The organism is Rhizobium sp. CF142, from assembly GCF_000281145.1.
Lineage (GTDB): Bacteria > Pseudomonadota > Alphaproteobacteria > Rhizobiales > Rhizobiaceae > Rhizobium.
In genome coordinates, this window is sequence record NZ_AJWE01000122.1 from 15,944 (window position 1) to 30,143 (window position 14,200).

Genomic DNA, 14,200 nt, shown 5'->3' on the forward strand with positions numbered 1-14,200 from the left:
GCGTTCACGGCCGATTTGCTTTAACTTTAGTTCAGACTTTAATGTAATTATGGCGGCCAAATTTCAGCAGAGTGCGCCCGCCTCTACATTCGGCCATTGTCTAATAAAGGTCTTCACGGAACATGCGAACAGATACCGGTCAGGTCATCAATCTGGCAGATTACCGCCCAACAGATTTCGTGCTGGAACGCGTCGACCTGACTTTTGAACTGGATCCGACAGAAACCAAGGTGGAGGCGCGGCTGATCTTCCATCGCCGCGAAGGCGCTGATCTTTCCGCGCCCCTCATCCTCGATGGCGACGAGCTCAATCTTTCCAGCCTTCTCTTCGACCAGAACGAACTGGCGCCGGAACGCTATACGGTAACGCCCGAAAGCCTCACCATCCGCGACCTGCCGGAAACGGTGCCTTTCGAAGTCACCGTCACCACGATCATCAATCCGGAAGCCAACACCCAGCTGATGGGCCTTTACCGCACCAGCGGCATCTATTGCACGCAGTGCGAGGCCGAAGGCTTCCGCCGCATCACCTATTTCCCCGACCGGCCGGATGTGCTGGCGCCCTACACGGTCAACATCATCGCCGACAAGGATGCCAACCCGCTGCTCCTGTCGAACGGCAATTTCCTCGGCGGCGCCGGTTATGGACCCGGCAAGCATTTCGCCGCCTGGTTCGATCCGCATCCGAAGCCGAGCTATCTCTTCGCACTGGTCGCCGGTGATCTTGGCGTCGTCGAAGACACGTTCACCACGATGTCCGGCCGCGAGGTCGTGCTGAAGATCTATGTCGAACATGGCAAGGAGCCGCGCGCGGCCTATGCGATGGACGCGCTGAAGCGCTCGATGAAGTGGGACGAAGAGGTGTTCGGGCGCGAATACGATCTCGACATCTTCATGATCGTCGCCGTCTCCGACTTCAACATGGGGGCCATGGAGAACAAAGGCCTCAACATCTTCAATGATAAATATGTGCTCGCCGACCCTGAAACGGCGACCGATGCCGATTACGCCAATATCGAGGCGATCATCGCGCATGAGTATTTTCATAACTGGACCGGCAACCGCATCACCTGCCGGGACTGGTTCCAGCTCTGCCTCAAGGAAGGCCTGACTGTTTATCGCGACCACGAATTCTCGTCCGACCAGCGCTCGCGCCCGGTCAAGCGCATTGCCGAAGTGCGCCACCTGAAGTCCGAGCAGTTCCCGGAAGACGGCGGCCCGCTCGCCCATCCGGTGCGCCCGACCAAGTATCGCGAGATCAACAATTTCTATACGACGACAGTCTATGAGAAGGGCAGCGAAGTCACGCGCATGATCGCGACCCTGCTCGGCCGCGAGACCTTCAAGAAGGGCATGGACCTCTATTTCGACCGTCACGACGGCCAGGCCGTCACGATCGAGGATTTCGTCAAATGCTTCGAGGATGCGAGCGGCCGCGATCTCGCGCAGTTCTCGCTCTGGTATCATCAGGCGGGCACGCCGCTCGTCACCGCCTCCGGCACCTATGATGCGGCTGCCAAGACGTTCAGCCTGTCACTGGAACAGATGATCCCCGCAACACCCGGCCAGCCGACCAAGGAGCCGATGCATATTCCACTGAGCCTGGCGCTCTTTGCCGAGGACGGTTTCAAGATCGAGCCTGTTAGCGTCGACGGCGCCGAATATGCCGGCGAGGTGCTGCATCTCACGGCGCGGACACAGACAGCCGTCTTCCGCGGTATCGGCTCGCGTCCGGTGGTTTCGATCAACCGCAGCTTCTCCGCGCCAATCAATCTGCATTTCGACCAGAGCCCGGCCGATCTGGCGCTGCTCGCCCGCTATGAGACGGATCATTTCGCCCGCTGGCAGGCGCTGACGGATCTGGCGCTGCCGAACCTGCTGAAGGCCGCCCGCGATGCCCGCGAGGGTGCGCCGATCGTCTGCGAGCAGACCTTCGTCGACACGCTGATTGCGGCTGCCGCTGATGACAGCCTGGAGCCCGCCTTCCGCGCTCAGGCGCTGGCCTTGCCGAGCGAATCCGACATTGCCCGCGAACTCGGCAGCAACATCGATCCCGACGCCGTTCATGCCGGCCGCCAGGCGATCATGAAGCAGATCGCCGAAGCCGGCAAAGCCACCTTCGCGGCCCTCTATGACGCAATGACCACGCCGGGTGAATTCAGCCCGGATGCCAAGAGCGCCGGCCGCCGCGCGCTGCGCAACACCGCCCTCACCTATCTCTCCTATGCCGAGGGCAGCCCGGCTCGTGCCAAGGCCGCCTTCGACGGCGCCAACAACATGACCGATCTCAGCCATGCGCTGACGATCCTCGCCCATCGCTTCCCCGACAGCGCAGAAGCCAAGGCGGCGCTCGAAACCTTCCGCAGCCGTTTCTCGGAAAATGCGCTCGTCGTCGACAAGTGGTTTGCGATCCAGGCCGGCATTCCTGGACCGGGCGCGCTCGATCGCGTCAAGACACTGATGGAAAATCCGCTCTTCAAGCACACGAACCCGAACCGCATGCGCTCGCTGGTCGGCACGTTCGCCTTCGGCAATCCGACCGGCTTCGGCCGCGCCGATGGCGAAGGCTATCGTTTCCTCGCCAGCCAGATCCTCGACATCGACCAGCGCAACCCGCAGCTTGCTGCACGCCTGCTGACCTCGATGCGTTCCTGGCGCTCGCTGGAATCGGCCCGCGCCGATCATGCACGCTCGGCACTGATCGAGATCGAGCGGGCAGCCAACCTTTCGACCGATGTCCGCGACATCGTCGAGCGCACGCTCAAGGGGTGATTTTCCGCAAATGATTTGCCGCCTAGCTGTCTTCCACCCTCCGGACAGCTAGGCCCGCCATCCACGAATCCCTCCGAAAAACCAGCAATCACAAATGGTTAATAAATTTTTACCGTCGGCTCTGGACAAGGCGAATCACGCGTGATTCTCTAGGTGTAGTTCGGGCGAGCGGCGCGCGAATCACATGAGGGACAAGGTTCAGAGATGATGGACGTGCGGCGGGCAACCGCGGCCGAAGGACGGCTGCGTGTCGATTTTGGCGGGCTCAAAGCCTGGCGCGACAGCCTGTCCGGACAGACCGCAAAAGCTCCTGAGCCATTGCTGCGCCACCTGCCGAAGGCAGAGCTTCTCCTGAAGCGCACGATCCCCGTTCTCATCGTCGCCTTCCTTGCTGTCGTGGCGGCCTCGCATTTCTTCGGCATGGTCAGCGAATATAGCCGCATGGCGGCCTCCGCGCGGCATGCGACGGCGCTTTCGGCTGCAACGGCGGCCGCCGTCTTTGCCGATGCGACCGATCTCTTCGACGGCGGCGGTACCGCAGAGGCGCAAGCGCGCCTTGCGAAATTCCTGCCGCAGGATCGGCTGGAGAACGGCGCCTTCGTGCTGCTGGTGCAGGCAAGCGGCAAGGTGTTTGCGGCAACGACGGCCGGTGCCTCCTATATCGGCGCGGACGTCTCGGCCCTCTTCCCCGAGATCTCCGCGATCCGCCGCTTCGGCGACCGCCCCGATGTCATCGAAACGAGCATCGGCGGCGAGCTGCATTATGCCGAGATCTCCCTGATGGGCACGGCGGGCGGCTATATCGTTTCCGCCACGTCGCTCAACGAGATCAACCGTCTCTGGCGCGAGGAGCTGACGCTCAACGTCACGCTGTTTGCTGGCATCTCCTCCATCCTGCTCGTCATCCTCTACGCCTATTACATGCAGGTGAAGCGGGCGCGCGATGCCGACGACATCTTCCTGGAATCCAACCTCAGGGTCGAGACGGCGCTGTCGCGCGGCCGCTGCGGCCTTTGGGATTTCGATTTCCACAATCGCGAATTCTTCTGGTCACGCTCGATGTACGACATGCTCGGGCTTGCCGGCTCCGACAAGACGATGGGCTTTGCCGATGCGGCACGGCTCATGCATCCGGAGGATAACGGATTGCACGAGATCGCCCGCGCCGTCGCCAAGGGCGATTCCGGCCAGGTCGACCAGATCTTCCGCATGCGCCACGCGAGCGGCCACTATGTCTGGATGCGCGCCCGCGCCCAGGTGATCCGCGGCCATTCCGGCCGCGTGCATATGATCGGCATCGCCATGGACGTGACCGAGCAGCATCGCTTGGCCCAGCGTTATGCCGAGGCCGACCAGCGTCTGGCCGATGCCATCGAATGCACTTCGGAAGCCTTCGTACTGTGGGACAAGAACGACCGGCTGGTCATGTGCAACGCGCATTTCCAGCAGGCCTATGGCCTTCCGGACAGCGTGCTGGTGCCCGGCACCGAACGAACTACCGTCCATGCCGCTGCGGCCCGTCCCGTCATCGAGCGGCGCATTGCCGATGCCGACGGTTCCGGCTATTCACGCACCACGGAAGTGCAGCTTGCCGACGAGCGCTGGCTGCAGATCAACGAACGGCGCACCCGCGATGGCGGCCGCGTATCTGTTGGCACCGACATCACGCCCTTGAAGCGCCATCAGGAGCGGCTGCGCGACTCCGAGCGCCGGCTGATGGCGACGATCAACGATCTCTCCGCCTCGCGCCAGACGCTGGAACTGCAAAAGGCCGAGCTTTCGACCGCCAACTCCAACTACCTGGTGGAGAAGGAGCGCGCGGAAGCAGCCAACAAGGCGAAGTCGGAATTCCTCGCCAACATGTCGCATGAGCTGCGCACGCCGCTCAACGCCATTCTCGGCTTCTCGGAAATCCTGCAGAACCAGATGTTCGGGCCGCTCGGCTCGGCCAAGTACAATGAATATGCCCGCGACATCCATGACAGCGGCAAGCATCTCCTGAACGTCATCAATGACATTCTCGACATGTCGAAGATCGAGGCCGGCCACATGCTGCTGTCGCGCGAGCGCACCGACCTTGCGCCGCTGATCGAGGAAAGTCTGCGCTTCACCGCCATTCCAGCCGCTGAAAAGAATATCGTCATCGAGCAGCGCATCTCCTCGGGCATGACGCTGATGGCCGATCGCCGCGCCATGAAGCAGGTGCTGCTGAACCTGCTCTCCAATGCTGTAAAATTCACCAATGAAGGCGGGCGCATTGCGGTTCGCACCCGCCGCGTTGCCGATGGCGTCATGGTCACCATCGCAGATACCGGCATCGGCATCCCGCGCGCAGCTCTCATCAAGATCGGCCAGCCCTTCGAGCAGGTGCAGAGCCAGTATGCCAAGAGCAAGGGCGGCTCCGGCCTCGGCCTCGCCATCTCCCGCTCGCTGACAAGCCTGCACGGCGGCAGCATGAAGATACGCTCGCGCGAGTCGGTCGGAACGGTCATCTCGCTGCGTATTCCCGATCACGCCTGAGGCAATCCGGCCCTACGCCTTCACCACCGTCTGAAAGACTTTACGGACCGCCTTGGAAAGCCGCTTCACTTCGCCCTCCAAAGTCTTGATATCAGGGCAGTCTCCGGCCCGGCAGACGAGCTCGGTCAGGCCCGCGGGTGCTTCCTTCGGATCGAAGAGGCTGTCGATGCAGAGCCGGATCAGTTGCGAAAGTTCTGTGTAGAGGGCGAAGGCTTCTAGGCAGGTGTCAAGGTCGGCCGAGGTCATCAGCTTGTCGCCGAGCACCTTCAGGCTAGCACCGGTGGTAAGGCCGTTGATCTTGATCTCGACGCCCTTTGCCGGCGCGATCAGGGCCAGATATTGGGCGATGAATTCGATATCGATCACGCCGCCCGGAATGAGCTTCAGATCCCAGCCGTTCTCAGGTGCCTTCTCCTTTTCGATCAACTCGCGCATCTCGGCGACGTCGTGGGCGACCTTGGCGATATCGCGTTTTGTTGAGAGCACGTCAGCAATGATGCCTTCCGCCTCGTCGATCAGGCTTTGGTCGCCGCAGATCAGTCGGGCGCGCGACAGCGCCATGTGCTCCCAGGTCCAGGCCTCTTCGCGCTGGTATTTGCCGAAGGAATTGATGCGGGTGGCGACCGGTCCCTTGTTGCCCGAGGGCCGGAGCCGCATGTCGACTTCGTAGAGCACGCCTTCGGCCGTCGGGGCAGAGAAGGCGGCAATCAGGCGCTGGGTGATGCGGGTAAAATAACGCGTGGCGTCGAGCGGCTTTGCACCATCGGATTCGGCGGCGGCATCGTCGTAGTCGTAGAGCAGGATGAGATCGATATCGGAGCCTGCCGTCAGTTCGAAGCTGCCGAGCTTACCCATGCCGGCAATCGCAATCCGTCCGCCGGGATAATTTCCGTGTGCAACGCGGATCTCGTCCATGACCGCGTCGAGGGCGGCTTCAATGATGAGATCGGCGAGATGGGTGAAGGCGCGCGCGGCCATGTCGCCATTGATTGCGCCCGTCAGCAGGCGGATGCCGATCAGGAAACGCTGTTCTGACGCGAAGATGCGCAGCCGGTCCAGCACTTCTTCATAGTGTCGGGCCTGCACCAGCGATGCCTCCAGCCGCTCGCCGAGATAGTCGCGCGTCGGCAGCTCAGCCATCAGGCCGGGGTCGAGCATGCCGTCGAAGACATGCGGGCGGGCGGCGATGACTTCCGCGAGCTTCGGTGCCGAGGACATGATGTTGACGATGAGGGAGAGCAGCGCTGGGTTGCTGCCAAGCAGCGAGAAGAGCTGGATGCCCGACGGCAGGCCGGAAATAAAGCTGTCGAAGCGCAGCAGCGCCTCGTCCGCCCGCTTGCTTTCGCCGAAGACGCGCAGAAGCTCGGGCGTCAGCTCCGTCAGCCGCTCGCGCGCCTCGACCGATTGCGTGGCACGGTAGCGGCCGTAATGCCAGGTACGGATGATGCGGGAAATATCCGAAGGGCGTTCGAAGCCGAGTTTCCTCAGCGTCTCCAGCGTATCGGGATCGTCGCCCTGGCCGGTAAAGACGAGATTGCCTGTCCCAACGGAGAGTTTGGTTTCCTGCTCGAAGAGGTCGGCATAACGCCGCTCGACCGCCTTCAGCACTTCCACCAGCCGCTCGGAAAAGCTCGGCGTATCGGTAAAGCCCATCATGAAGGCGATGCGCTTCAGCTCTGCATCGGTCTCCGGCAGGAGATGGGTCTGCTCGTCGCGCACCATCTGGATGCGGTGCTCGACATCCCTAAGGAACCAGTAGGCCTCCGTCAGCTCGTCGCGGGTTTCCGCATCGATCCACTTTGCCTTGGTGAGCTCGGAGAGCGTCTCCTCCGTCACGCGCGAGCGCAGTGCCGGCATCCGGCCGCCGGCGATCAGCTGCTGGGTCTGCACGAAGAATTCGATCTCGCGGATACCGCCGCGGCCGAGCTTGACGTTGTGGCCTTTCACGGCGATTGCGCCGTGGCCCTTATGGGCGTGAATCTGCCGCTTGATGGAATGGATGTCTGATATCGCCGCATAATCGAGATATTTGCGGAAGACGAAGGGAGCGAGGCCGCGCAGGAACTGCTCGCCTGCCGCGATATCGCCGGCAACCGCGCGGGCCTTGATGAAGGCGGCCCGTTCCCAGTTCTGCCCCCTGCCCTCGTAATAGATCATGGCGGCATCGACGGGGATTGCGAGCGGCGTGGAGCCGGGGTCCGGCCGCAGCCTGAGATCGGTGCGGAAGACATAGCCATCCGCCGTGCGCTCCTGCAGGATGCGCACCAGCCTCCGCATCATGCGCGGGAAGATCTCGATCGCATCATCGGGGTCGGGCACGATGCCGGCCTCTTCATCGAAGAAGATGACGAGGTCTATATCGGAGGAATAGTTGAGCTCGGAGGCGCCGAGCTTGCCCATGCCGAGAACGATTACACCGGAGCCTTCGCTGGGAGCGGCGATATTCTTCAGTTTCAGCTTGCCGCTTTCATGCGTCGACAACAGCAGATGATCGATGGCGGCCGCAACCGAGGCCTCGGCAAGTTCGCTGAGCCAGCCGGTTGTTGCGCGGCCATCGAAGATACGGGCGAGATCGGCAAGGGCTACGAGGAAGGCGACCCTGCGCTTGACGATGCGCAGCCTGCTCATCACCTGGCTTTCGCCGGGCACGCTTCCTTCGCTATCCGGTTTCCAGCAATCGCGCGCTTCTGCAATCAACACTTCGATCTGCGGTTCCAGCGGGTCGCTGATGGCAGAGGCAAGGATTGCCGGATCGAGATTGGCGATTTCGCGCAAGTAGGGAGAGAGCGTCAGGACCGCGGCGATAAAGTTGCGCAGCGACCCCTCGGCCTTCAGCATCTCAGCCACGAGAGGTTCGTTCTTGCCGATATCCTGCAGGTCCGCAAGCGCCGATTTCAGTTCCGCCTGGCTCAGCGGCCGCAGCAGTCCTTCAGCGACATCTTTCAGGCCGTGGTTCGATTTCGTCAGCATTTGCTCTCCCTGCATAGCCGCAATGCGACTTTAAACTAGGGTGTCGGAACGAAAGCGCCAATATGAAAATGATCAGGAAAATCAGGCTGCCTTAGCGGGGAAAACCATACTGACGGTGAGGCCTGGGTGTTCGGCATTTCCGGGCTCGGTGTCGGACAGTTCCAGCGTGCCACCATGCAGCTCCATGATCGCTTCGACCAGCGAGAGGCCAAGGCCGGTGCCCGGCTTCGAGCGGCTTTCATCCAGGCGCACGAAGCGCTTCACTACGTCCTCGCGCCTGTCGAGCGGCACGCCCGGGCCGTGGTCGGCGACGGAGAGGCAGATGCCGTCGGGGCGGCGGCTGAGCTTCACCGAGACGGCGCCGGCCCCTTCGGTATCAGCGGAATATTTGATCGCATTGTCGAGCAGATTGAAGATCGCCTGGCCGATCAGTTCGCGATTACCCTGGATCTCGATACTGGGCTCGATCTCCGAGGTCAGCGCCATGCCCGCCTCATCGGCAACAGGCTCATAGAGTTCGGCGCTGTCGGCGACGATGGCGGAGAGTTCGATCGGCGACATTTCGGCGGCGACGGAACCGGCTTCCACGCGGGAGATCATCAGCAGCGCATTGAAGGTGCGGATCAGCTGGTCGGATTCGGAGATGATGCCTTCCAGCGCGCCGCGGCGCACCTCGCCGTCCTCAATGTCGAGCGCATCGGCGGCCTTGTTGCGCAGGCGCGTCAGCGGCGTCTTCAGGTCATGGGCGATATTGTCCGAGACCTGCCGCAAGCCCTCGTTCAGCTTCTCGATGCGTTCCAGCATGTTGTTCAGCGAGACGGAAAGACGGTCGAACTCGTCGCCCGAGCCGGCGACCGGCAGGCGCTGCGAGAGATCGCCGGCCATAATCTTCTTGCCGGCGTCCGACATCCGATCGATGCGTTTCAGCGCGTTGCGGCCGATGCCGAACCAGATGATGATGGCACCGAGGCCCATGATGGCGAGCGCGATCATCAGCGCCTGGCGCACCAGCACGCGGAAACGTTCCGGCTCGCCGAGGTCGCGGCCGATCAGCACGCGCAGACCGTTGTCGAGGACGAAGATGTTGGCAATCGCCATATGCCGCACCACGCCGCTATCGGTGTAGCGCTGATACATGAAGGGCACCGAGGTCCAGCCCTGCTCCTCGAAAACACCCGGCTGCACGGAGGCGACGTTGCCGGCAAGGATATCACCCGAGGGGCCTGCAATGAGATAGAGATTGGCGCCCGGCTGGCGGGCGCGGCGCTCCATCGTGCGCAGAAGCAGGTTCATGCCGCCGGCATCATAGGCGCGCTGGACCTGCGTTACCTCCTGGGCGACCGCATCGCGGATCTGGCCGGTCAGCAGCCGCTCGGACATCGCCGTCACATAGAAGACGAGCGTTGCAGCGCAGATGGCGAAAAGCAGGATATAAAGTGCCGAAAGGCGGACTGCGGTGGACTTGAAGAGAACCCGGAAACGGCTCATCCCTCATCCTTGATCATGTACCCCGCACCTCGGATCGTCTTCAGCAGCGGCTGGCTGAAGTCTTTCTCGATCTTGGAGCGCAGGCGCGAGACATGCACGTCGATGACATTGGTCTGCGGATCGAAATGGTAATCCCAGACATTTTCCAGCAGCATGGTGCGGGTCACGACCTGGCCGGCATTCTTCATCAAGTATTCCAGCAGGCGGAATTCGCGCGGCTGCAGCGGGATTTCCTTGCCGCCGCGGCGGACCTCATGGGAAAGCCGGTCGAGCTCGAGATCGCCGACGCGATAGACGACGTCCTGATCCGGCGTGCCCTTGCGGCGGCCGAGCACTTCGACGCGGGCAAGCAACTCACTGAAAGCGTAAGGCTTCGGCAGATAATCGTCGCCGCCGGCGCGCAGGCCAGTCACGCGGTCGTCGACCTGGCCAAGGGCAGAGAGAATGAGAACGGGCGTGTGGATGCCCTTGCGGCGCAGCTCGCTGATGACGGAGAGGCCATCGCGGCGCGGCAGCATGCGGTCGATGACGATGACGTCGTAAGTATTCTCCGATCCCATGAAAAGACCGCTTTCGCCGTCGCTTGCATGGTCGGCAACGATCCCCGCCTCACGAAAGGCTTTCGTGAGATAGACCGCCGCTTCGAGATCGTCTTCGATAATGAGAATCTTCATGCGGCCGACATTACCCGCCGGTTGCTTTTCGGCAAGGCTCAAAGCGTCTTCCTGTTGGGCGGAGGTCATTGCGGGCGTCCTTCGTAATTGAAGAATTTGGCATAATTGAAGAATTCGGCAGACTTGAAGAATTTGGCAGCTGTGAAGAATACGTCAGACTTGAGGAGTTGGAGCCGCGCGGCATTTGCGCCTGCGCGGCTCCGGCATTCTGAGACCAGAAGATCAGCCCTGGCCGTTGATCGGAAGGGCGACGAAGCGGCTGCCGTCCTTCGACTGGATCTGGAACAGCGCGCGGGTGCGGCCGTCCTTCTTGGCCTGGTTGATGACGCGAACGACATCATCGGCGCTGGAGACATCCTGGTTGTTGACCGAGGTGATCGTTTCGCCTTCCTTGATGCCCTTGTCGGCAGCATCCGAATTCGGATCGATGCCGGTAATGGCGAGGCCCTTGCCGTCATCCGACGGGCCGACCGTCAGGCCGAGATCGGCAAGCGCCTTCTCAGAAGCCGGCGGCTGGGCCTGCTCCGGCTGGCCGTTGTCGTCACCAGCGGAAGCCTGCTGGTCGGCCGGCAGCGTGCCGAGCTCGACGGTCACGGACTGGGCCTTGCCGGAACGCCAGACCGAAAGCTCAACCTTGCTGCCCGGCGTCATCGCGCCGATGCGGCGGCTGAGATCGCGGGCATCCTTGACCGGCTCGCCGTTGACGGCGGTGACGACGTCACCCGTCTTCATACCGGCCTTCTGGCCGGGCGTGCCTTCCTGAGCGGAGACAACAAGAGCGCCACTTGCTTCGGAGAGGCCGAGGGAGTCGGCGATGTCCTTGGTGACCGGCTGGATCTGTACGCCGAGGTAACCGCGCGAAACCGTACCGTCCTTCATCAGGTCGGCAACGACATCCTTGGCGGTGGAGGCCGGAATTGCGAAGGCGATACCGACGCTGCCGCCCGACGGCGAGAAGATCGCGGTGTTGATGCCGACGACCTGGCCGTTGAGGTTGAAGGTCGGGCCACCCGAGTTGCCGCGGTTCACGGCTGCGTCTACCTGCAGGTAGTCGTCATAGGGGCCGGAGCCGATATCACGGCCGCGGGCCGAAACGATGCCGGCCGTGACCGTGCCGCCAAGACCGAAGGGGTTGCCGACGGCAACGACCCAGTCACCGACGCGGACCTTGTTGTCATCGGCCCAGTTGACATAGGTGAATTTGCGACCCTTGCCATCCACCTTCAGCACGGCGAGGTCGGTGCGCGGGTCCTTGCCGATCAGCTTGGCATCGAGCTCGGTGCCGTCGCTCATGACAGCAACGAAAGCGGAGCCGTCGGAAACGACGTGGTTGTTGGTGACGATATAACCGTCTTCAGTGATGAAGAAGCCCGAGCCCTGAGCGACCGGACGCAGGCGGCCCGGGCCGCCCGGCTGGCCGAAGCGGCGCTGCTGGTTCTGACCCTGGTGGCCCTGGCCCTGTTCGCCGAACTGGCGGAAGAACGGCTTCAGAGCGTCGGGCAGATCGTCAAAGCCGCGGCCGTTGAAATCGAAGGAGAAACCGTCGCCATCATCAGAGGCCGGCTTAATGCGGCTTTCGACGCGGACGGAAACGACGGCCGGAGAAACGGCGTCAACGACATTTGCAAAGCTTGGAACCGAGGGAGACTGGACATTGACAGCCTCGGCATAGGAACGGGAGATCTCGACAGGGATACCGGTTGCAAGCACGGCGGCTGCCAGACCTGCAACGGTGGATGCCTGAAGCACCGTTTTGAGGGACGGACGTCCGCGGAAATTTTTCAGCATAAGAGTACCTTCTCTTCTTGTTCAGACCTTCGTTCCGGCGGTGCCGGACCAGTGATGACCGAGATATAGGACGCCGCACCTTACTGCGAACTGTCCAGCCCATGAAAAATTCGTAATGTACCAATATTCTTTTGGTTGCACGCCGAAGAGCGAGATTAACTCACCAAACCGTATTTAACCGATCGGTTGACAATCGAGCCTGCGCCCTGTATTTAACCATAAAGTTACATACGAGGTCCACCATGCAGACCGACACGCTGAGCGCCGCTTTCGCCGCCCTTGCAGACCCCACGCGCCGGGCGATCATCGCGCGGCTGGCCGAAGGCGAGGCTTCGGTCAACGAACTCGCCGCCCCCTTCGAGATGAGCCTTCCGGCGGTTTCGAAACATCTGAAGGTGCTGGAAAAGGCAGGGCTCATCAGCCGCGGCAAGGAAGCCCAGTGGCGGCCGGCCAGGCTCGAACCGATGGCGATGAAGAGCATTGCCGACTGGCTGGAGCAATACCGACGCTTCTGGGAATCGAGCTTCGACCGGTTGGATGGCTACCTGCAAAAGATCCAGAGAGCGGACGACAGCGGCTCCCGCAACTGAATGTCGACGCGCATTTTCAATCAAACAGGGGGAAGAATCATGGCCGATCAGCTATCGCGCCCCACATTGCATATGCAGCGGATCTTCAACGCGCCGCGTGCACTCCTGTGGGCAGCCTGGACGCGCCCGGAAATGGTCGTCGCCTGGCTCGGTCCGGTGGAATGGCCGGCGGTCAGTGTCGTGCAGGATCTACGCGTCGGCGGCGCCTATCGGGCCTGCCTGAAGAACGCCGAGGACGGTCGTCTGCTCTGGCAGAGCGGCGTCTACCGGGAGATCGAGGAGCCCTCGCGTCTCTCCTTCACCTTCCAGTGGGAGGGATCGCATGAGGATGGCGAACCGGTCGTGACACTCGTGACCGTCGTCTTCGAGGAGCTGGCCGATGGCCGCACGCGGATGGATTTCACCCATGCGGAGCTGAAATCCGAAGAGAGCGTTGCCGGACACAGATATGGCTGGGAGAGCACCTTCGGCAGGCTGGAAAGCTGGATTGCAACTCAAGGAAATCAAAGGGAGTGAGGAGCATGAAACTTGTAACGAATCTCGTCTTCAAAGGCGAATGCCGGCAGGCCTTCGAATTCTATGCCAAAGTGCTCGGCGGCAAGCTGAACGGCATGTTCACCTTCGCCGAAGCGCCCGGCGACATGCCGATCGATCCGTCCTTCAAGGACAAGATCATGCATGCCTGGCTCGATGTCGGCGACCAGTCCCTGATGGGCTGCGACGCCCCTCCCGGATATCAGGAGAACATGGGCGGCTTCAGCGCCACCTATCACAGCCAGGATGCGGCGGAAACGAAGCGCGTCTTCGAGGCGCTCTCGGAAGGTGGCAAAGTGACCATGCCCTTCAACGCGACCTTCTGGTCGCCGGGCTTCGGCATGTTCACCGATCGTTTCGGTACACCCTGGATGGTCAATACGATCCCTAGGGATCAGCGATGAGCGATAAGGTCATGATCTGGACCGGTCGCTTGCTGACCGGGCTTTTCGCGCTCTTCATGCTCGGCGCATCGATCGCCCCCAAACTTCTTGGCCTGCCGATTGCCGAGGAAACGATGACCCAGCTCGGATGGCCAAACGGCTATGTGCTGATGATCGGCCTGATCGAGCTGACCTGCCTCGTACTCTACCTCATACCGCAGACAAGCGTGTTCGGCGCCGTGCTGATGATGGGCCTGCTCGGCGGCGCCATGGCCACGCAGGTCCGGGCCGGAAGCCCGCTCTTCAGCCATATCCTGTTCAGCATCTATCTCGGGCTGTTCATGTGGGGCGGGTTGTGGCTGCGGGATCCTGCGGTTAGGGCACTGTTTCCCTATCGAAAGGCGTGAGGATCAACCATTCCGCCGTGGTTCGTCGCGGCGGAATGGTTTCTTATTTTTCCAGCAACTCGGCGAGCCTGGCCT

At 61.9% G+C, this 14,200-nt stretch carries 10 protein-coding genes; 6 read left to right on the forward strand and 4 right to left on the reverse strand.

Annotated features, from left to right (window positions below; all coding sequences use genetic code 11):
- Positions 1-122: 122 nt before the first annotated feature.
- Positions 123-2,771 (forward strand): aminopeptidase N, encoded by a 2,649-nt coding sequence (gene pepN / locus PMI11_RS30730; RefSeq protein ID WP_007825264.1) that lies wholly within the window; start codon positions 123-125, stop codon positions 2,769-2,771.
- A gap of 204 nt (positions 2,772-2,975) precedes the next feature.
- Positions 2,976-5,291: a PAS domain-containing sensor histidine kinase gene (locus PMI11_RS30735; protein ID WP_007825272.1), complete on the forward strand. Its 2,316-nt coding sequence runs from the start codon at positions 2,976-2,978 to the stop codon at positions 5,289-5,291.
- A gap of 12 nt (positions 5,292-5,303) precedes the next feature.
- On the opposite strand, the gene PMI11_RS30740 is transcribed toward PMI11_RS30735, so the two are convergent.
- From PMI11_RS30740 to PMI11_RS30755, 4 genes are all read right to left on the reverse strand, one after another.
- The gene (locus PMI11_RS30740) at positions 5,304-8,261 is read right to left on the reverse strand and encodes a bifunctional [glutamine synthetase] adenylyltransferase/[glutamine synthetase]-adenylyl-L-tyrosine phosphorylase (protein WP_007825274.1); all 2,958 of its coding nucleotides are present in this window, start codon (positions 8,259-8,261) and stop codon (positions 5,304-5,306) included.
- Between the two features lie 81 nt (positions 8,262-8,342).
- Complete coding sequence (locus PMI11_RS30745) at positions 8,343-9,749, reverse strand: HAMP domain-containing sensor histidine kinase (protein WP_007825276.1); 1,407 nt, start codon at positions 9,747-9,749, stop codon at positions 8,343-8,345.
- The gene (locus PMI11_RS30750; RefSeq protein WP_007825278.1) at positions 9,746-10,492 is read right to left on the reverse strand and encodes a response regulator transcription factor; all 747 of its coding nucleotides are present in this window, start codon (positions 10,490-10,492) and stop codon (positions 9,746-9,748) included. Before PMI11_RS30750 ends, PMI11_RS30745 begins: the two co-directional genes overlap by 4 nt.
- A 153-nt stretch (positions 10,493-10,645) precedes the next feature.
- Positions 10,646-12,211: a Do family serine endopeptidase gene (locus PMI11_RS30755; RefSeq protein WP_007825280.1), complete on the reverse strand. Its 1,566-nt coding sequence runs from the start codon at positions 12,209-12,211 to the stop codon at positions 10,646-10,648.
- A gap of 242 nt (positions 12,212-12,453) precedes the next feature.
- Between PMI11_RS30755 and PMI11_RS30760 the strand changes: the two genes are divergently transcribed.
- The 4 genes from PMI11_RS30760 to PMI11_RS30775 are packed head-to-tail and all read left to right on the forward strand — an operon-like array spanning position 12,454 to position 14,125.
- On the forward strand, positions 12,454-12,801 hold the full coding sequence (locus PMI11_RS30760) for an ArsR/SmtB family transcription factor (protein WP_007825281.1): 348 nt from the start codon (positions 12,454-12,456) through the stop codon (positions 12,799-12,801).
- Between the two features lie 39 nt (positions 12,802-12,840).
- On the forward strand, positions 12,841-13,317 hold the full coding sequence (locus PMI11_RS30765) for an SRPBCC family protein (protein ID WP_007825282.1): 477 nt from the start codon (positions 12,841-12,843) through the stop codon (positions 13,315-13,317).
- A gap of 5 nt (positions 13,318-13,322) precedes the next feature.
- Positions 13,323-13,739, forward strand: a complete 417-nt coding sequence (locus tag PMI11_RS30770; protein WP_007825283.1) for a VOC family protein — start codon at positions 13,323-13,325, stop codon at positions 13,737-13,739.
- Complete coding sequence (locus tag PMI11_RS30775; RefSeq protein ID WP_007825284.1) at positions 13,736-14,125, forward strand: DoxX family protein; 390 nt, start codon at positions 13,736-13,738, stop codon at positions 14,123-14,125. Before PMI11_RS30770 ends, PMI11_RS30775 begins: the two co-directional genes overlap by 4 nt.
- Positions 14,126-14,200: the final 75 nt, after the last annotated feature.